Source organism: Microbacterium sediminicola (assembly GCF_039531125.1).
GTDB classification, from domain to species: Bacteria; Actinomycetota; Actinomycetes; order Actinomycetales; family Microbacteriaceae; genus Microbacterium; species Microbacterium sediminicola.
Map to the genome: position 1 here is coordinate 1,642,330 of NZ_BAAAPL010000001.1, position 17,279 is coordinate 1,659,608.

Below are 17,279 nucleotides of genomic sequence, written 5' to 3' on the forward strand. Positions count from 1 at the left end.
CCGTGTCCAAGCGCATCGACGTCAACGACCTCAACGTCTACTACGGCAGCTTCAAAGCCGTCGAGGGTGTGTCACTCTCGATCGAGGCCCGCTCCGTCACCGCCTTCATCGGCCCCTCGGGCTGCGGTAAGTCGACCTTCCTCCGCACCCTCAACCGGATGCACGAGGTCATCCCCGGCGCCCGCGTCGAGGGGGAGGTCCTCATCGACGGCGACAACCTCTACGGCCCGGGGGTGGACCCCGTCCTCGTACGCCGCCAGGTCGGCATGGTCTTCCAGCGACCGAACCCGTTCCCCACGATGTCCATCAAGGAGAACGTCTTGGCGGGCGTGAAGCTCAACAGCCAGCGCATGTCCAAGAGCGACCAGGATGCACTCGTCGAGAGCTCTCTCGTGGGCGCCAACCTCTGGAACGAGGTCAAGGACCGCCTCGACAAGCCCGGCTCGGGCCTCTCGGGCGGTCAGCAGCAGCGCCTGTGCATCGCCCGCGCGATCGCCGTCAAGCCCGACGTGCTGCTCATGGACGAGCCGTGCTCGGCCCTCGACCCGATCTCGACGCTCGCGATCGAGGACCTCATCGAAGAGCTCAAGAGCGAGTACACGATCGTGATCGTGACCCACAACATGCAGCAGGCATCGCGCGTCTCCGACAAGACCGCGTTCTTCAACATCGCCGGAACCGGCAAGCCCGGAAAGCTCATCGAGTACGACGACACCACCACGATCTTCACGGCACCGAAGGTCAAGGACACCGAGGACTACGTCTCAGGCCGCTTCGGTTGATCCGACACTGACGCCCCACCCCACCACCGAACCATCCCGTTCCCGGCAAATCATCCCGCAATGCGGGCCATCTCGACGAGAACGGGATGCTTCGATGGGTCTGCTCAGTCGTGAGGCGTCAGCAGGTAGGCGTTGAGGGCGTGGGTGAGCGCGGGGTCGGCGGGGATCGGGACGCTGTCGATCGCCGTGATGGGAGCGGCCAAGCGGATGCTGGAAACCAGCCACGCGGCATCCACGTGCGCGAGGCTGTCGGTCGGAATCACCTCGTACCGTGTCTCGAACCCCTGCTGCGCGAGGTAGTCGAAGGCAGCCAGCTGGGTCGTCCCGTGCAGGATGCCGCCGGTCGGCGCCGGCGTGACGAAGGTGTCCCCCTGGCGCACGATGAGGTTCGCGGTCGGAGCCTCGAGAACGAAGCCATCGGTGGTCACGAAGATCGCATCATCCGCGCCCCTGCGGTGCGCTTCGCGCAGGGCCGCCATGTTCACCGCGTACGAGAGCGTCTTGGCGCCCAACAGCAGCCACGGTGCGCGCTCGGGCACGCCCGAGTCGTACCCGCGGTCGAGGGTCACCACCCGGATGCCGCGCTCGCGCGGTGCGGAGAAGTCGGGGGCGGGGGCGAGCGTCGCCCAGGCCGTGGGCATCGGCCCGTGCTCGACACCGCGGCTGAGGATAAGCTTCACGACCGACTCTCCGCGCTCGGCGTGCAAGACGACCTCGGCGATCGCCTGGCGCCACTGGGCGATGTTCGGCAGCGGAAGTTCGCAGATCGCCGCGGAATTGGCCAGCCGCGCCAGATGCGCGTCCACCTGCTGCGGATGTCCGTCGATCACACCGATCGACTCGAAGATCCCGTCCCCGCGCTGCGTGGACAGCTCCCCGATGCTCAGAGCGGGCGCCTTCGGGTCGACCGAGCGGAACGTGTCCGTGAAGTGGGTGCGTTCGTCATCCGCCGCAGCCGGCACGATCATCAGGGCAAAGCGCGTGGCCATGGCACCGAGCCTACGCCCGGGGAATACCACCGGCGGAGCTGCCGTTAGACTGTCGTAGCCGGGCCGCAGTAACCCCGGGCTCCATCTTCTGCCGCTACGAGCGGCCTCGCGCCGAGAGGCGTTCTGCGGCCCGGCTCTTTCTTTTCAGGTGAGGGCGTCGCGGCGCCAGAGGGCGGCGCTGGCGGAGAGATCCTCGGCGTAGTCGCTCAGGCGCAGCGCACGGGTCGTGAACGCGGTGCTGCGAGCATCTTCGGTACCGTCATAGTCGTCGGCGAGGAAGGTGGCTCCCGCCGCCTGGACGCGACAGAATGCGGCGGCACGGTCAAGCGCCACGGCGAAGTCGCCTTCGAAGAGACCCCGCAGGATCGTGTCGATGAGCACAACCAGCTCGTCGGGCCCGGCCGGAACCGGCGCGCCGGCAACCACGGGGTCGGCCGTGTGTAGCGTGCGACGTCCCCGCTCATAGGTCAGCGCGGCGGTCTGAGGATCGTCGTGGATCATCAGCTGCAGCAGATACAGCCGCCACAGCGCGCCGGGAAGGGTCTTGGCGGGAGCTCTGGACCAGAGCTCCGCGATGTCGTCGATGCCGTGCTCGGCGGTGAACGCGACCAAGCGGTCGATGATCTCCCCGTCGGGCTCCGCGCGCACACGAGCGAGCAGCGCCTGCGCTGTGGAATGCGCCACTCGCGAGACCTCGGCCGGGTCTGAGGCGCTGAAGAGCCTGTCGAACAGCTCTGCGGGCCGTCTGACGGGCTTGTGAAAGGGTCGGGACTCGTCACTCACTCGTTCCAGAGTACGCGCGGCCCGATCGAACGCGGCGGATGCCGCACACGAAGTAGGCTGGAAGCTCGGGCCTGTAGCTCAGTCGGTAGAGCATCGGACTTTTAATCCGCGGGTCGAGGGTTCGAGCCCCTCCGGGCCCACCACATCGCGCAGATCGATGGGACGACAGCCCGCACGAGCCGGTTCGTTCAGGTCCGGGTCGGCAAGCTCACGTCCAGTCGGAAGCCCTCGTCGACACGCACGGCCGTCACCCGCCCGCCATGCGCCTCAACGATGCCGCGCACGATGGCGAGACCCAGCCCGGCCCCGGGCGAAGCTGTGACCTGATCGGCGAGCGTACGGGCGTCATCGCCGCGCCACCCGAGTTCGAACATGCGCCCCAGGTCCTTCGAGGCGACACCGGGACCGCGGTCCAGCACGCTGACCACGATCCGATCGTCAGCGGTGCGGTGCGTCGAGACCACGATCTCGGAGTCCTCGGGAGCGTGCCGGATACTGTTCGCGAGCAGGTTCGCCACCACCCGACCGAGTTCGCGCGGGTCCGCAAGGATCATCTGATCGGCGACGCCGGCGAGCGAGATCCGGATTCCCCGCTCGGTCGCGAGCGGCACCATGTCGGCAGCCGCGTCCGAAAGAAGATCGAGCAGCACGATCGGCTCCTTGCGCAGCGTGAGAGTGCCACTGTGGATCTTGGACAGCTCGAAGAGCCCGTCCACCATCCGATTCACGGCATCCACCTGCACCCGGATCTGCCTGACGTACGCATCTGGGTCCTCGGCGACGCCCTCTTCGAGGGCCTCCGCCATCACCCGGATGCCGGTGAGCGGTGTGCGCAGGTCGTGCGACACCCACGCGACGAGCTGCCGACGGGAAGCGTCGAGGCGCTCCACCTCCGCCCGCGCTGCCGCGAGCCGCTGCGAAGTATCGGCAAGCTCGCCGGCCAGCTCGTCGAACTCCTTCCAACCTGCCGGCTCGTAGGCCACCACGTCGCCGCGGCCGATGCGTCGCACCCGCTCCCCCAGCCGAGCGACTGAGCGTCGTGCGACCCGGGCAAGCAGCCAGGCGGCGCCGAGGCCGAGCAGCGCAGAGGCACCGAGAACCCAGACCAGCACCTTCAGGTCGTGCTCAGAGAAGTACATCTGAGCGGAGACGGCGAGCGTGGAGACCGCGATCGCGACGATCACGGCACCCACGACGACGGCCAGTTGAGCGCCGAGCGAGCGCCGTCGCAGCAGCCACAGCAGCCCGAGCGCCACTACCGTCACCGCGGCGGTACAGGCGAGCGCGGTCGCCCCGATGAACAGGAAGTCGGAGAGGCTCGGCATCACGCGCCCGCCGTTGTGAAGCGGTAGCCGGCGCCCCACTCGGTGAGCAGATACTCCGGCACTTGCGGGTCGCACTCGATCTTCTCCCGCAGCCGGCGCACGTGCACCGTCACCGTGGAGGGCTCGCCGAAACTCCAGCCCCAGACATCGCGCAGGATGTCCTCACGTGAGAGCACCCGATCCGGGTTGCGCAGCAGGAAGAGGAACAGCTCGTACTCCCGGGCGGTGAGCGAGATTTCGGCGCCGTGGCGGGTGATGCGATGCGTGGCCGGGTCGATGCGGAACGGGCCGACCGAGAACGGCGCGAGCGGCGAGCTCGGCTCGCTTCGCCGCCGCAGCAGGCCAGCGATCCGCAGCTGCAGCTCGCGCATCGCAAAAGGCTTGGCGAGGTAGTCGTCGGCGCCGCGCTCCAGCCCGTCGATGCGGGCGCCCGCGGACCCGAGCGCGGTGAGCATGATGATGGGGAGGTCGGAGCGCTCCCGCACCTGACGACACAGCTCGTCTCCGTCGACGCCGGGCAGCATGCGGTCGAGCACGAGCACGTCGGGCAGATCGGCGCGCAGCGCGTCACTGGCCTCCCGACCGTCGGCGAGCTGCGTGACGCGGTAGCCACGTCCGCGCAGGTAGTCGCCGACGACGGTGCGTACCGTGGCATCGTCCTCGACGATCATCACGCGCTCGCCGCGCCCGCCCTTGGCTTCCACGGCATGAGCATAGGCCGAACTCGCGAGCGCATGCCCGTTCCTTACGGTCCTGAAATCTCTGCTTCCCGCGTCCGGAACCGGGGCTAGCGTCAGCTCGACCGCGGCGAATCCCGCGGCGCCAACGAGAGGAACTCCAATGCGAATACGAATCACAGCGATGACGGGAGCCGCGTTCCTCGCGACTCTGCTCGCACTCACCGGTTGCGCGACCACCACCACCGACACCACGCCCGAGACGGGTGCGACCGCGACCGCCACAGCAACCGACGACATGGACGACATGGAGGAGATGGACGAGCCGATGGTCGCGGCGAGTTCCGGAACCTTCGAGGGCCTGAACGGTCAGCAGGTCTCTGGCACGGTCGAGATCCACGAGGAGCACCTGGTACTCACCGGCTTCTCCTCCGACGAAGGCCCCGACTTGCACGTCTACCTCACCAACGGCACCGATGAGGACGCCGTCGCGAACGGCATCGAGCTCGGCACGGTCGCCTGGGACGAGGCCGATCAGCAGTTCGATCTGAACGGTATGGACACCGCGATGTACACCACCGTGGTCATCCACTGCGACAAGGCGGCCGCGGTCTTCGGGGCGGCCGAGCTGTCATGACCCGGAGTGCATCCCTCATCGCGCCGATCGTGGTCGGCGCGATGAGGGTGACCCTCGGCGTGCTGTGGCTGCTGGAGGGGCTCTTCAAGTACCAGGCCCACTTCGACGGCGGTGACATCCTGCTGGTGGGCGGCACCCCGCGGGTGCCGGACTGGTTCGACGTCTTCCCCGGCTCCGCCATGCAGGCAGTTCCCGGCCTGTTCGGTGCGGGGATCCCGCTGCTGGAGACGGGGCTCGGGGTGGCACTGGTCCTCGGTGTGCTGACGCTCCCCGCGGCAATCGGATCGCTGTTCACGCTGCTGCTGTACTGGAGCTCGGACCAGCTGATCGACCAGTACCCGGTGATGGCGGTGCTGTCGGTCGTGATCCTGCTGGCCCCGGCGGCCGCCCGCCGCTTCTCGCTGAGCGCGCTGCTGCTGGCGCGCCGCAGTCCTTCGCCTGCGGTAGCGCGCTGGTTGTAGCGCAGCTCTGGCCGCGTTACTCCGACGCGCGCCCGAGCACGGCCACCATGCTGGCCAGTGACCCGAGCTCGATCTCCGTCGGTTCACCCGAGAAGTCGTGCTCGGTGCGCAGGTCGTAGAACGCGCGCAACTCCGTGCTCTCGATGACCTCATCGATGCGCGAGTGCCGCTTCGCCTCCTGGTCGGCGACCTGCTCCGCGGTTGCTCTCAGCGCATCCGCCGGAATATCGACGAAGCCGACCGACAGCACCTCGCGCGGATCACTCAGCGACACCGCGTTGAAGACGCGGGCGGGCACCCCGAACCCCTCGTCCGCCTCCCAGGCGCGGATGAAATCGTCGAAGCTCACGCCCTCGCGCAGGCGGCGACGGAACAGCGCGATGATCATCCGGTCACCAATGAGGTCAGCATGCGGCCAGGATAGTTCGGATCGCCGCGCGTCAGTGGGCGGGATGCATCGTGATCGGCTCCGCGCGGAAGCACGAGACCGAGTACGGAAAGTCCTGCGTCATGACGTAGTGGTAGGTCGTGACCGTCTCCCCGTCGAGTTCCACGTCACTGACGATCCCGTGACATTCGTCGAGGTCCGCCGTCGTGAGCACGTTGCCCTCCGAGACGGTCGGCCCAGTGATGGGGAAACCGTCCAAGGCGAACCCGATCACCGTCTCGACACTGACCGCACCGATGCACGAGGAGAGGGTGTGGTAATGGTATTCGCCGGCCTGCTGCGGGTGCCCCTCGCACGCATCCTGGATCTCCCAGGCACCTGCGTCGCGACCGAGCTCGTCGAAGGCGTTGAACAGCGCCGCGCCGGTGAGCATCACTCCGGCCTCTCCGCCCATGCAGTGCGGCTCACCGTATTGCGGAGAGGCGTTCAGGTCATAAGTGAGCTCCTGGGCACTGATCGAGTTCGGATTGCGGTCGTAGTCGTATGCCGGGTCGTCCCGGGCCACGGGGAACTCACCCGTCGTGTGGTCGGGCAGGTCGTTGGTCGTCACGGTCCGCGTGTCGCCGTCGAGCGTCACGGTCATCTGCGGCTCCCACTCGACCGCGCCCTGGACGTGGATCTTCAGCGACAGATCCCACTCGGTGTCGTCGTTGATGAACCACGGCCCGCGCTCCTGCGCGCCGGCCCCGTTCTGCGCAAAATTCTCCGAGCACAGGTAGACCGTCCCCACCGCGGGCTTCACCTCCGAGTACCGGCCGTCGCCGACAGGAAGGATGCCGTCCGCATAGACGTCGCCGTACCAACCCTCGGGGTCGAGCGTGAGCGCGCCGCTGAGGTCGGCGTCGGCGGCCGCGACGGAAGCGCTCGCCACTGCGCTCGAGCTCGGTGACGGGGCCGCTCCCGACTGCCCGCATCCGGTGAGCAGAATCCCCGCAATGACAGCACCGGAGACCGCAGTTCCCATCCGTCGCATGGCCCCGAGGGTAGGGGAGATCAACTCCGCGCGGGCAACGGCGATGTCACGATTCGCTATGGATGCAGCTCTCGGCAACGGCGCACACGACCCGACTCACTCCCCCGCACGGACCCCGACGCGGTCCGGAATATCGTAGGCGAGATCGGGAAGCCACGTGGCAGGTTCCGGCCACGGACGCGAGGTGGGGAGCGAGCTGAGCACGCGCCCCAGACCGGCGTCCGAGGAACCCGCCGGAGCGGCGAGTGGCATCACTCGCCTCGGCGCGCCTCGCCCCAATGCCCCACACCACCAGTGCAGCCATTCGTCATCGGAGGCATCCGGTTCGACAACGAGGTAATAGTCGGGCATCGCGACACTCCCGCGCTCAAATCTGTCGAGCGCAGCGTCGATCTCGGCTTCGAGCGCGCCGAGCGTCGCGCGCTCCTGGAAGAGCTCGACCCACGCCGCGGCGACATGCTCGAGCGGATCTGCGTCGTGCACGACGAGCGACGCGGATGAGGCACGGATACGGCGCGAGGCGAGATCCGGCTCGCGGTCACGCAGTGACATCACATCGACACCGCCACACGTCGCGAAGCTCTCGAGCGTGTCATCCACCGCCGCACCAACGACGGCGACGACGGTCGGGCCGAATTCATGGGGTGAGAGGAGGGCCATGCATCAGCCTATGTCGCGACGTGTTTCGCGCAGGTGAGCACAGTCGAACAAGCCTGTTGCCGACATCCGATAGACTTGCATCAATGGATTCTCGCTCCGAGCCGACGTTGACCTCACTCGCAGACCCCACGCGCGTGCGCATCGTCGAGCTCATCCGGCGGTCTGCGGATGGTCGGGAGCTGGTCGGACGCATCGCCGCGGAGCTCGGCCTTCGACAGCCCACCGTGAGCCACCACATGAAGACCCTGCTCGCGGACGGTGTCGTCGCTCGCGAACCGTCGGGGCGACAGGTCTGGTACTCGATCGATCAGGATGCCGCAGCTCGCGTAGACGCGATGCTCGGGACCGCCACCACGAGTGATGCGGTTGATCTCGACCGCATCACGGCCGACCTGACTCTGCGCTTCGCGGGGACGATCGACCCCGTCACCATCCGCGAGGTCGTGGCCGACTCGTACCGCGCGCTCTCTGACAGCGGCACGTCTCTGTTGACCTCGCGCGTCGCGTCGTTCGCAGCCTCGCGGCTCTGCGCCCGCGTGGAATCAACCCTTTCCCCCCGCGCCCACCGCCCCAGCGTCCTGTTCGTCTGCGTGCAGAACGCCGGGCGCTCGCAGCTGGCAGCGGGCATCCTGCGCCACCTCGCCGGCGACGCGGTGACCGTCCGTACCGCAGGCTCCGCGCCCGCCGCGGACATGCGCTCCACCGTCGTCACCGCGCTCGACGAGATCGGTGTCTCCACGGGAGATGAGTTCCCCAAGCCCCTGACCGACGAGGCTGTCCGGGCCGCCGACGTCGTCGTCACCATGGGGTGCGGCGACGCCTGCCCCATCTACCCCGGACACCGCTACCTCGACTGGGATCTCGCCGATCCAGTGGGCCAGCCGCTGTCGGTCGTCCGTGAGATCCGCGACGACATCGAGGGGCGCGTGCGCACACTCCTCTCCGAACTGCGAAACCCATCGGTCGATGAGGATGACAACCAATAGATCTTGATCTATGCTTTTCTCAACGCCCCCGACAGAGAGAAGCGATCCCATGGCCGACAAGCCCACCGTCCTGTTCGTCTGCGTCCACAACGCCGGTCGCTCCCAGATGGCCGCCGCATACCTGGCCGCCCTCGGCGAAGGCCGCATCGAAGTCCTCTCGGCGGGCTCCGAGCCCAAAGACCAGATCAACCCCGTCGCTGTGGAGGCCATGGCCGAAGAGGGCATCGACATCGCCGGCAACACTCCCAAGGTCCTCACTGTCGAGGCCGTCAAGGAGTCGGATGTCGTCATCACGATGGGCTGCGGCGACGCCTGCCCCATCTTCCCCGGCAAGCGCTACGAGGACTGGAAGCTCGACGACCCGGCCGGTCAGGGCATCGAGTCCGTGCGCATCATCCGCGACGACATCCGCGGACGCATCGAAACCCTCATCACCGAGCTCACCGCATAGCCGAGCCGTCGTCGAGTCCTCCACAGGGAGAATCACCATGTCAACAGAACGGGGACAGGCGGCGCTGCTGTCTGTCGAAGCCACCCTCCACCGCGCATCCGAGCGCCTCGCGCAGCACTACGTCGGAATCGTCAACGAGGAGACCGTCGAGCGGATCGTCTTCGAGTCGTATGCGGCGCTCGCCCGCACCGCCAAGGTCGATGTCCACCTCGCATCACTCGCCGAGAAATTCGCGCGCGACCGTCTGATCGCACTCGCCCAGTCCAAAGGTCTCGTCGCCAAGCACGTCCCCGAGGTCCTCTATATCTGCGTGCAGAACTCCGGCCGCTCGCAGATGGCCGCTGCTCTCACCCGCTCGATCGCGGGCGAGAAGGTGCACGTGCGCTCGGCCGGCTCGCAGCCGGGCGTCACGATCCACCCCGCGGTCGTGACCGTGCTGGAAGAGCTCGGCATCGACATGAACGAGGAGTTTCCGAAGCCCCTCACCGACGATGTCGTGCGCGCGGCGGACGCGATCGTCACAATGGGCTGCGGCGACGCCTGCCCCGTGTATCCCGGCAAGCGCTACCTCGACTGGGAGCTGCAGGACCCCGCGGAACTCGACCTCGACGGCGTCCGCGCCGTGCGCGACGATATCCGCGCCAAGGTCGAGCGCCTCGTCTACGAACTCACCGACTGAACGGATAACTCCCCGCACGTGTCCTCCCCCGCACCGATCCTGCGTCGCGCCTTCGCCGAATTCCTCGGCACGGGTCTGCTCGTCACCGTCGTGGTCGGCTCCGGCATCGCCGCGAGCCGACTCTCGACGGATGTCGGGCTCCAACTGCTCGAGAACTCCATCGCCACCGCCTTCGGCCTGGCGGTGCTCATCCTCATGTTCGGCCCGGTGTCGGGCGCGCACTTCAACCCGGTCGTCTCGCTCGCGGACTGGTTCCTCGGGCGCAGACAGCGTGTCGGGCTCACCCTCCCCGCGGTGGGCGTCTACGTCGTCGCGCAGGTGCTCGGCGCGATCGGCGGTGCGGTCCTCGCGAACCTCATGTTCGATGTACCGACGACCTTCTCGACGCATGATCGGGCGACGCCGGCCACTCTGCTGGCCGAAGTGGTCGCCACCGCAGGGCTCGTGCTGCTGATCATCGCGCTCGCCCGCACCGGGCGAGGAGCGGCCGCAGCCCCGGCCGTAGGCGCTTACATCGGCGCAGCGTATTGGTTCACCAGCTCGACATCCTTCGCAAACCCCGCGGTCACCGTCGGGCGACTCTTCAGCGATACCTTCGCAGGGATCGCTGCCGGTTCGGTACTGCCCTTCATCGGTGCCCAGCTGGTGGGGATGGCCCTGGCGATCGCACTCGCGGTGCTGCTGTTCCCCCATGTCACGGATGCAGCCGAAGAGATCGTCATCCCGCAGCTTGACGACAAGCTTCTCGACGACAAGGAGACCCGATGACCACGGTGCTGTTCATCTGCAACCACAATGCGGGCCGCTCGCAGCTGGGCGCGCACCTGTTCGCCGCGATCGCTCCCGAGGGCGTCGTGACGACGAGCGGCGGGCTCTCTCCCGCGCAGGCGATCAACCCGGCGATCGCCGCCACGCTCGCCGAGCTCGACATCGACGCGTCGGGAGCCGTCCCGCGCGCGGTGACCGCCGAGGACCTCGCCACCGCGGACATCGTCGTGACGATGAAGCCGGGGCTCGCCCTGCCGGGCCCAGTGGCGGGCGAACTGGTGGAGTGGTCATTCCCCGACCCCGCCAACTGGGAGGCCGACGGCGCACGTGGACTGCGCGACGACGTCTTCGACAGCGTGAAGGCACTCGCCGCCCGGCTCTGACCGTCTCGGCGCAGCAGTTGCGCTCGCGCAAGCTCGGTGAAAGGACCGTGGATGCCTGACTCGCCGTCCGCCGGGCCGTCCGCGCCACGCGGGTCGGTCACCGAGGTGTTCCTCGCGTTTCTGCGCCTGGGCGTGACATCCTTCGGGGGGCCCATCGCACACCTCGGCTACTTCCGCGACGACCTCATCGCGCGGCGAAAGTGGATGTCGGACAAGGCGTACGCGGACCTCGTCGCCCTGTGCCAGTTCCTCCCCGGCCCCGCCTCCAGCCAGGTCGGCTTCGCACTCGGGCTCGAGCGCGCAGGAGCCTGGGGGGCTGTGGCCGCGTTCCTCGCGTTCACCCTGCCGTCTGCGATCCTCATGGTCGCGATCGCGTTCGGCGCGAGCCTGTTCGAGGGTGTCATCGGGACGGGACTTCTGACCGGACTGAAGACCGTCGCGGTCGCGATTGTGGCCCAGGCCGTCTGGGGGATGGCGAAGACGCTCACCCCCGATGCCCGACGCGCCTCGATCGCCGTCGTGGCCGCCGTGGTCGCGCTGATGCTCGCGGGATCGCTCGGTCAGATCGCCGCGATCGCCCTGGGCGCCGTCGCCGGCCTGGTTCTCTGCCGACCGCGAGCGGGCGAAGTCGCCGGACTTCTCCGATTCCCCGTCTCGCGCACGGTCGGGATCGTCTCACTGGCACTGTTCACCATCCTGCTCCTCGGCCTGCCGCTCATCGCCGCCGCCGCGGGCTCGGGAGCCGTCAGCCTCTTCGACGCGTTCTACCGCGCAGGGGCACTGGTCTTCGGCGGCGGTCATGTCGTGCTGCCGCTGTTGCAGGCCTCGGTCGTCACCCCCGGCTGGGTCAGCGCCGACCAGTTCTTCGCCGGCTACGGCGCCGCCCAGGCGATGCCCGGACCGCTGTTCGCCTTCGCGGCCTACCTCGGCACCCTCTCGTCCGAGGGACCCGGTGGTGTGCTCGGCGCCGCCATCGCGCTTCTCGCGGTGTTCCTGCCCGGTTTCCTGCTGCTGATCGGCGTGCTGCCCTTCTGGAACGCCCTGCGCTCGCGCCTGTGGATGCAGGCGCTCATGCGCGGTGCCAACGCGGCCGTGGTCGGCATCCTCGGGGCGGCCCTCTACACGCCGCTGTTCACGACCTCGGTTGTGGGCGCAGGATCCTTCTCGCTCGCACTCGGGTGTTTCGTGCTGCTCACCGCCTGGAAGCTCCCCCCGTGGCTGGTCGTGCTGGTCGGCGCTGCGGGCGGAGTGCTGCTTGCCGCCGCGGGGATCGCCTGATCAGGCGCCCGACTCGGCCAGCACCGCCCCGGCATGCGCGAGCTCGGCGAGCGCGGCTTCGCTCGATTCCGGGGCGACACCGGCGATGAGGTCGGTGAGGATCCGCACGTGTCGGCCGTGCTCGATCGCGTGGAGGGCGGAGGCGCGCACACAGTAGTCGGTGGCGATTCCGGTGACATCGACGTCGAGGATGCCGTGCTCGGTCAGCAGGTCCGAGACCTTGTGACCCTCGTCTGTGACGCCCTCGAACAGTGAGTAGGCGGCTTCCCCCTGCCCCTTCTTCACGTGATGAGTGACCGACTCAACCACCAGCGCCGGGTCGTACTCGGCACCCTCGGTACCGGCGACGCAGTGCGAAGGCCAGGTGTCCACGTAGTCGGGTTCAGGGTGGAAGTGTCCGCCGTTGTCGTTGTCGTCATCGTGCCAGTCGCGCGAGGCGATGATCATCGAATACTCGCCGGCGTGCGCGGAGAGGTACTGCGTGATCCGCTCGGCGACGGCGTCGCCGCCCTCGACGCCGAGCGCGCCGCCCTCGGTGAAATCGTTCTGCACATCGACGATGAACAGCGCTTTGCTCATTCTTCGAGGGTACGCCCGTCCGGTGCAGCACGCTCGTCGCGGCGCCAGAGCTTCGAGGGCCACCAGATCGCGCGGCCGATGTCGTACGACAGAGCGGGCACGAGCAGCGAGCGCACCACGAAGGTGTCCAGTAGCACGCCGAAGGCGACGATGAAAGCGAGCTGCGCGAGGAACAGGATCGGGATGACGCCGAGTGCCGCGAACGTCGCCGCGAGCACCAGGCCCGCCGAGGTGATGACACCGCCGGTGGCAACCAGCCCCCTCAGGATTCCGCGCCTCGTGCCGTGCACGAGGGACTCCTCACGCACCCGCGACATCAGGAAGATGTTGTAGTCCACGCCCAGCGCCACCAGGAAGACGAAGCCGTAGAGCGGGACGGCCGGGTCGGCGCCGGGGAACTGGAACACGGAGTTGAAGACGAGGGCGCTCACTCCGAGTGCCGCGCCGAAAGACACGATGACGCTGAGGATCAGCAGCACCGGGGCAAGAACGGCTCGCAGCAGCAGCATGAGGATCAGGAGGATCACGACCAGCACCACCGGGATGATCACTGTGCGGTCCCGGATCGACGTGTCGTTGGTGTCGACGTCCGTCGCTGTGACACCGCCCACGAGGGCGACACCCTCGCCGAGGTCGTCGGCGAACGCGACACGCAGGTCGCGCACGGTCTGCTCTGCCTCGGGGCTGTCGGCGGTATCGGTGAGCGTCGCGACCACGAGCACATCGCCCTCAGAGACGGTCGGTGTGGGAGCGGCGGTTCCGGGAGGTCCGACCGCCGCGAACACCGGCTCACCGTCCTCGACCGTCACAGCGGCCTGACCGGTCACCGAGTCGGCCGAGACGACCGCGACGGACTCGATCCCGGAACTGTCGTCGAGTGTCGTGACAGCGGCGGCGAGCTCGCTTTCCGGCACGATCACGTACACAGGGCTCCCGGATCCTGCCGGGAAGTGCTCGGCGAGCACCTCTTGACCGTCCCGTGCCTGCGAGTACCCGAGCACGAGATCGCTGGATGCGACGCCGTCCGCCTTCAGCTGGGTGACCCCGACGGTGGCGACCAGCAACACGAGGGTGGAGATGATCCACACGGGCCGGGAATGCCGTGCGATCAGGCGCGCCTGGCGCGGCCAGAACCCCTTGACGGGCTGGGTGAAGTCTTCCGGAAGCGGTGCCGCGGCGGTCTTCGGAATGAAAGGCCAGAAGGCGACTCGGCCGAACAGTGCCAGCAGCGCCGGAAGGAATGTCAGCGCCGAAAGCATCGAGAACAGGATGCCGACCGAGGCGATGGGGCCGAGCGCCCGGTTGGTCGCAAGGTCCGAGAGCAGCAGACACAAAAGGCCTGCGATCACCGTGCCACCCGAGGCCGCAATCGGCTCGAACGCTCCCTTCCAGGCACGCAGCGCAGCGTCCCATCTGCCGAGCCCGTCCGCGAGTGCTTCTCGGAATCTGGCCACGTAGAGCAGCGCGTAGTCGGTGGCGGCGCCGATCACGAGAATGAAGAGGATCCCCTGCACCTGACCGTTGAGCACGAATACGCCGGCGTAGGCGAGCCACCACACTGTCAGGAGCGCGACCGTCAGCGCGAACATCGAGGTGAGCAGAACCAGAACCGGCAACAGCGGCGAGCGGTAGACGATGACCAGGATGACGAAAACGGCGATCAGCGCGACGGCCAGGAGCAGCCCGTCGATGCCGAGGAAACCCTCGACCAGGTCCGCCGTGAAGCCCGCGGGCCCGGTGACCCATCCCTCGAGCCCTGCGGGCAACTCATCAGCGACAGTGGCCCGCAGTTCGTCGATCACCTCTTGGATGTCGGCGCTCGAATCAATCGGGATGAAGACCTGGGCAGCCTCGCCGTCGTCTGAGATCACGGGCGGTGAGACTCCATCCTCGACACCTTGGACGGCAGCGAGGTCATCGACCACCGTCTGAATGTCATCGATCTGCGTCTCGGTGAGCTCCCCCTGCCCGTCGACGACGAGCACGGCTGGAATCGAGTCCTCGCCCAGGAAGTCCATCAGGCGCTCCGACACCTGTGTCGCGTCCGCGCTCTGCGGCAGGTAGCTGGACTGGTCGTTGGTGGAGACCTCGTCGACCTTGCCGAAATAGGGACCACCCATCGAGCCCACGATGAACCACACCAGCACGAGCACAGCGGGGATTCCGATACGCAGCCATCGGGAGGGGCGGGCCGACTGACGGGACGAGGAGGTGAACATATCGCTAGTTTATCTAGCAAATAGTGCTGGTGCGCAACCCCTACGCTGATTCGCATGCTCTCGGCATCGATCGCGCTCGTCGGAGCGTTCATCTACGGCGCGGCGGATTTCTTCGGCGGTCGCGCCGCCCGGGGGCTGCGCTCGATCGTCGTGACCGCCGTCGCCGCGCTCACCGGCCTCGTGCTGCTGCTCGCCCTGCTCCCGGTGATGGGCGGTGTCTGGACCCCGGGCGATGTCGCCTGGGGAGCCCTCTCTGGCGTCTTCGGCGTGATCGCGATCGCTCTGCTCTACGCATGTCTCGCGATCGGACCGATGAGCATCCTCTCCCCTGTCACCGCGGTGACCGCCGCAATCGCCCCCATGATCTGGGGTCTGACGATCGGCGGCGAGTCGCTGAACTCCTTCGGCTACGCCGGGCTCGGCATCGCTCTGGTCGCGGTGGTCCTGGTCGGATTCATCCCCGGCAAGAAGGTCGTGCGTCCCTCGGGTCGCGGCGTGCTCATGGCCATCGGTTCAGGACTCGCGATCGGCGGCTTCATGATCTCGATCGATCAGACGAGCGCTGCCAGCGGTCTTGTCCCCCTGGTCATGAACCGCGTCGCAAACGCGTCCATCACGGTCGTGATCGTGCTCGTCCTGATCCTGGTGACGACGCGACGCGGCCGGCCACTGGTATCCGCCCTGCGCGTGGACGGCATCGAGGTCGGCATGACACCCACCGGCCACGCCGACCTCGAGCACACCCGCCCCGCCCCGGCGGTCGCCCAGCGGCCGACACCGCACGCGCGGTTCTGGCTGTTTGCGATCATCTGCGGTGTGCTGGATGTCGCGGCGAACACCATGATGCTCGTCGCCCTGCGACTCGGAGACCTTTCGATCGTTTCGGCGCTGACCGCCCTCTACCCCTCGGGGACGATCATCCTCGCCGCGATCGTGCTGCGCGAGCGCGTGGCCACTGTGCAGTGGGTGGGACTGGGCCTGGCACTCGCCGCCGGCGTCCTGCTCGCCCTCGCGTGACCTCCGACCCCGTGGGCCCGCTCACTTGCCACCGGGATGAACGAAGAAGACCGCCCCCGCGGGACGGTCTTCTTCGTTCAGAGCCACCTAAGGGAATCGAACCCTTGACCTATTCATTACGAGTTTTCCGAGGATCTTGAAGAAACCCTGAGCATCCCGGACTGTGCAGAAGCGCTCTTTTCGCTGTGGGGCGCTAATGATCGAGCACATGCAACCGACTCTCTGGGATGACTCGGGGGACATCCTCAACGAGTGGGCAGCGTGGCAGAACGCACAAGGACTGTCACAACGCACCATCGCTGAACGCCTCGGAACCGTCCGCGCCCTGTTCACAGCAACGAACACCAACGCCTATACACTCAACGCCCGAAGCATCGTCCGATACTGCGCAAGACCTGATCTAACAGCGTCCAGCAAAGCCAGCTACCACGCGAGCATCCGCGCCTTCACCACTTGGATGAAACGCGCACGCATCCGCACCGACGACCCCGCCGACGACACCCCCAGGCCGAAACGGCCGCGGTCACGGCCACGCCCACTCAGCGTCGCTCAAGTCGAAGCGATCTACCGCGCCGCCAACCGCCACCGCACACGCGTCTACATCGCACTCGGAGTACTCGCCGGGCTACGGGTCCACGAGATCGCGAAGTTCCACACCCGCGACATCGACACCGAGATCGGCACCCTCATCATCACCGGCAAAGGCGGTGCCACCGAGATCATCCCCTTGCACCCCGACCTCGCCGACCTCGCCCGACACATGCCCACGACCGGCTACTGGTTCCCGCCATACATCGGCAGCAACGACCACGTCACCAGAGCCGCCGTCTACGGCGCCATCAAAGGTGCCATGCGCCGCGCCGACATCGAAGCAACACCCCACCAGCTGCGCCACACGTACGGAACGGAACTCCTCCGGCGCGGCGCCAACACCCGCACCGTGCAGAAGCTCATGCGGCACGCGCACCTTGCGTCCACCCAGATCTATACCGATCCGGACTGGAACGACGAGCAGGCCGCGATTCACACACTCCGACTCACGCCCGGCAGGTAGCGCGCTGCAAGGCCCGCCTCAACCCCGAAGCGGTCCCGACACCTCAGGGATGGTGCTCCGCACCTTGCACCAAGACACCACCATGCAGGAGTTGACCCGACCCTCTCCGCTCACTCAGCAGCAAGTGTGC

Annotated in this window: 20 protein-coding genes and 1 tRNA gene; 12 read left to right on the forward strand and 9 right to left on the reverse strand. The window is 67.6% G+C overall.

The features are described 5' to 3' along the window. Positions 1–2 precede the first annotated feature (2 nt). Entirely contained in the window at positions 3–782 is a 780-nt protein-coding gene (pstB, locus tag ABD206_RS07720) for a phosphate ABC transporter ATP-binding protein PstB (protein WP_344071058.1), read from the forward strand. Between the two features lie 104 nt (positions 783–886). Here pstB and ABD206_RS07725 read toward each other — a convergent pair whose 3' ends face one another. Then, positions 887–1,771, reverse strand: coding sequence for an aminodeoxychorismate lyase (locus ABD206_RS07725; RefSeq protein ID WP_344071060.1), 885 nt, complete (start codon positions 1,769–1,771; stop codon positions 887–889). A 144-nt stretch (positions 1,772–1,915) separates the two neighbouring features. Beyond that, complete coding sequence (locus ABD206_RS07730) at positions 1,916–2,554, reverse strand: DNA-directed RNA polymerase subunit beta (RefSeq protein ID WP_344071062.1); 639 nt, start codon at positions 2,552–2,554, stop codon at positions 1,916–1,918. A 67-nt stretch (positions 2,555–2,621) separates the two neighbouring features. Here ABD206_RS07730 and ABD206_RS07735 point away from each other — a divergent pair. Next, positions 2,622–2,697 (forward strand) — tRNA-Lys (locus ABD206_RS07735). A gap of 45 nt (positions 2,698–2,742) precedes the next feature. Here ABD206_RS07735 and ABD206_RS07740 read toward each other — a convergent pair. Then, positions 2,743–3,879 carry a sensor histidine kinase gene (locus ABD206_RS07740; protein ID WP_344071064.1) on the reverse strand — a complete coding sequence of 379 codons (1,137 nt, stop codon included), beginning with the start codon at positions 3,877–3,879 and terminating at the stop codon, positions 2,743–2,745. Further along, positions 3,879–4,583, reverse strand: coding sequence for a response regulator transcription factor (locus tag ABD206_RS07745; protein WP_344071066.1), 705 nt, complete (start codon positions 4,581–4,583; stop codon positions 3,879–3,881). The genes ABD206_RS07740 and ABD206_RS07745 overlap by 1 nt, the downstream gene beginning before the upstream one ends. Before the next feature lie 157 nt (positions 4,584–4,740). On the opposite strand from ABD206_RS07745, the gene ABD206_RS07750 reads away from it, so the two are divergent. Together ABD206_RS07750 and ABD206_RS07755 are read left to right on the forward strand one after the other, a co-directional pair. Continuing rightward, a complete protein-coding gene (locus ABD206_RS07750) occupies positions 4,741–5,193 on the forward strand; it encodes a DM13 domain-containing protein (RefSeq protein WP_344071068.1) in 453 nt (150 codons plus the stop codon). Continuing rightward, a complete protein-coding gene (locus ABD206_RS07755) occupies positions 5,190–5,654 on the forward strand; it encodes a hypothetical protein (protein ID WP_344071069.1) in 465 nt (154 codons plus the stop codon). The genes ABD206_RS07750 and ABD206_RS07755 overlap by 4 nt, the downstream gene beginning before the upstream one ends. Positions 5,655–5,670: 16 nt before the next feature. Here ABD206_RS07755 and ABD206_RS07760 read toward each other — a convergent pair whose 3' ends face one another. The 3 genes from ABD206_RS07760 to ABD206_RS07770 all read right to left on the reverse strand — a co-directional run bounded on the left by ABD206_RS07760 (position 5,671) and on the right by ABD206_RS07770 (position 7,735). Further along, a complete protein-coding gene (locus ABD206_RS07760; RefSeq protein ID WP_344071071.1) occupies positions 5,671–6,042 on the reverse strand; it encodes a hypothetical protein in 372 nt (123 codons plus the stop codon). A 52-nt stretch (positions 6,043–6,094) separates the two neighbouring features. Next, on the reverse strand, positions 6,095–7,075 hold the full coding sequence (locus ABD206_RS07765; protein ID WP_344071073.1) for a YHYH protein: 981 nt from the start codon (positions 7,073–7,075) through the stop codon (positions 6,095–6,097). A gap of 96 nt (positions 7,076–7,171) precedes the next feature. Further along, a complete protein-coding gene (locus tag ABD206_RS07770; protein WP_344071075.1) occupies positions 7,172–7,735 on the reverse strand; it encodes a hypothetical protein in 564 nt (187 codons plus the stop codon). 83 nt (positions 7,736–7,818) lie between these two features. Here ABD206_RS07770 and ABD206_RS07775 point away from each other — a divergent pair, with 83 nt between their 5' ends. The 6 genes from ABD206_RS07775 to chrA are packed head-to-tail and all read left to right on the forward strand — an operon-like array spanning position 7,819 to position 12,280. After that, a complete protein-coding gene (locus tag ABD206_RS07775; protein ID WP_344071077.1) occupies positions 7,819–8,721 on the forward strand; it encodes a metalloregulator ArsR/SmtB family transcription factor in 903 nt (300 codons plus the stop codon). 49 nt (positions 8,722–8,770) lie between these two features. Continuing rightward, complete coding sequence (locus ABD206_RS07780) at positions 8,771–9,172, forward strand: arsenate reductase ArsC (protein WP_344071078.1); 402 nt, start codon at positions 8,771–8,773, stop codon at positions 9,170–9,172. Positions 9,173–9,209: 37 nt separating this feature from the next. Next, complete coding sequence (locus ABD206_RS07785; protein ID WP_344071080.1) at positions 9,210–9,851, forward strand: arsenate reductase ArsC; 642 nt, start codon at positions 9,210–9,212, stop codon at positions 9,849–9,851. Positions 9,852–9,869: 18 nt separating this feature from the next. Next, positions 9,870–10,619 carry an aquaporin gene (locus tag ABD206_RS07790; RefSeq protein WP_344071083.1) on the forward strand — a complete coding sequence of 250 codons (750 nt, stop codon included), beginning with the start codon at positions 9,870–9,872 and terminating at the stop codon, positions 10,617–10,619. Next, a complete protein-coding gene (locus ABD206_RS07795; RefSeq protein WP_344071085.1) occupies positions 10,616–11,002 on the forward strand; it encodes an arsenate-mycothiol transferase ArsC in 387 nt (128 codons plus the stop codon). Before ABD206_RS07790 ends, ABD206_RS07795 begins: the two co-directional genes overlap by 4 nt. 51 nt (positions 11,003–11,053) lie before the next feature. Next, positions 11,054–12,280, forward strand: coding sequence for a chromate efflux transporter (gene chrA / locus ABD206_RS07800; protein ID WP_344071087.1), 1,227 nt, complete (start codon positions 11,054–11,056; stop codon positions 12,278–12,280). On the opposite strand, the gene ABD206_RS07805 is transcribed toward chrA, so the two are convergent. Together ABD206_RS07805 and ABD206_RS07810 are read right to left on the reverse strand one after the other, a co-directional pair. Further along, positions 12,281–12,859 (reverse strand): isochorismatase family protein, encoded by a 579-nt coding sequence (locus tag ABD206_RS07805; protein ID WP_344071089.1) that lies wholly within the window; start codon positions 12,857–12,859, stop codon positions 12,281–12,283. Next, on the reverse strand, positions 12,856–15,078 hold the full coding sequence (locus ABD206_RS07810; RefSeq protein WP_344071091.1) for an MMPL family transporter: 2,223 nt from the start codon (positions 15,076–15,078) through the stop codon (positions 12,856–12,858). The genes ABD206_RS07805 and ABD206_RS07810 overlap by 4 nt, the downstream gene beginning before the upstream one ends. A 54-nt stretch (positions 15,079–15,132) precedes the next feature. Here ABD206_RS07810 and ABD206_RS07815 point away from each other — a divergent pair, with 54 nt between their 5' ends. Beyond that, positions 15,133–16,095 carry an EamA family transporter gene (locus ABD206_RS07815; RefSeq protein ID WP_344071093.1) on the forward strand — a complete coding sequence of 321 codons (963 nt, stop codon included), beginning with the start codon at positions 15,133–15,135 and terminating at the stop codon, positions 16,093–16,095. A 457-nt stretch (positions 16,096–16,552) separates the two neighbouring features. After that, positions 16,553–17,149 carry a tyrosine-type recombinase/integrase gene (locus ABD206_RS07820; protein ID WP_344071095.1) on the forward strand — a complete coding sequence of 199 codons (597 nt, stop codon included), beginning with the start codon at positions 16,553–16,555 and terminating at the stop codon, positions 17,147–17,149. The last annotated feature ends 130 nt before the right edge of the window (positions 17,150–17,279 follow it).

Coding starts and splice junctions, on each gene's coding strand:
- ABD206_RS07725 (WP_344071060.1), bottom strand. CDS start 1,771: ATGGCCACGCGCTTTGCCCTGATGATCGTGCCGGCTGCGGCGGATGAC.
- ABD206_RS07740 (WP_344071064.1), bottom strand. CDS start 3,879: ATGCCGAGCCTCTCCGACTTCCTGTTCATCGGGGCGACCGCGCTCGCC.
- ABD206_RS07750 (WP_344071068.1), top strand. CDS start 4,741: ATGACGGGAGCCGCGTTCCTCGCGACTCTGCTCGCACTCACCGGTTGC.
- ABD206_RS07755 (WP_344071069.1), top strand. CDS start 5,190: ATGACCCGGAGTGCATCCCTCATCGCGCCGATCGTGGTCGGCGCGATG.
- ABD206_RS07760 (WP_344071071.1), bottom strand. CDS start 6,042: ATGATCATCGCGCTGTTCCGTCGCCGCCTGCGCGAGGGCGTGAGCTTC.
- ABD206_RS07765 (WP_344071073.1), bottom strand. CDS start 7,075: ATGCGACGGATGGGAACTGCGGTCTCCGGTGCTGTCATTGCGGGGATT.
- ABD206_RS07770 (WP_344071075.1), bottom strand. CDS start 7,735: ATGGCCCTCCTCTCACCCCATGAATTCGGCCCGACCGTCGTCGCCGTC.
- ABD206_RS07775 (WP_344071077.1), top strand. CDS start 7,819: ATGGATTCTCGCTCCGAGCCGACGTTGACCTCACTCGCAGACCCCACG.
- ABD206_RS07780 (WP_344071078.1), top strand. CDS start 8,771: ATGGCCGACAAGCCCACCGTCCTGTTCGTCTGCGTCCACAACGCCGGT.
- ABD206_RS07785 (WP_344071080.1), top strand. CDS start 9,210: ATGTCAACAGAACGGGGACAGGCGGCGCTGCTGTCTGTCGAAGCCACC.
- ABD206_RS07795 (WP_344071085.1), top strand. CDS start 10,616: ATGACCACGGTGCTGTTCATCTGCAACCACAATGCGGGCCGCTCGCAG.
- chrA (WP_344071087.1), top strand. CDS start 11,054: ATGCCTGACTCGCCGTCCGCCGGGCCGTCCGCGCCACGCGGGTCGGTC.
- ABD206_RS07805 (WP_344071089.1), bottom strand. CDS start 12,859: ATGAGCAAAGCGCTGTTCATCGTCGATGTGCAGAACGATTTCACCGAG.
- ABD206_RS07810 (WP_344071091.1), bottom strand. CDS start 15,078: ATGTTCACCTCCTCGTCCCGTCAGTCGGCCCGCCCCTCCCGATGGCTG.
- ABD206_RS07815 (WP_344071093.1), top strand. CDS start 15,133: ATGCTCTCGGCATCGATCGCGCTCGTCGGAGCGTTCATCTACGGCGCG.
- ABD206_RS07820 (WP_344071095.1), top strand. CDS start 16,553: ATGAAACGCGCACGCATCCGCACCGACGACCCCGCCGACGACACCCCC.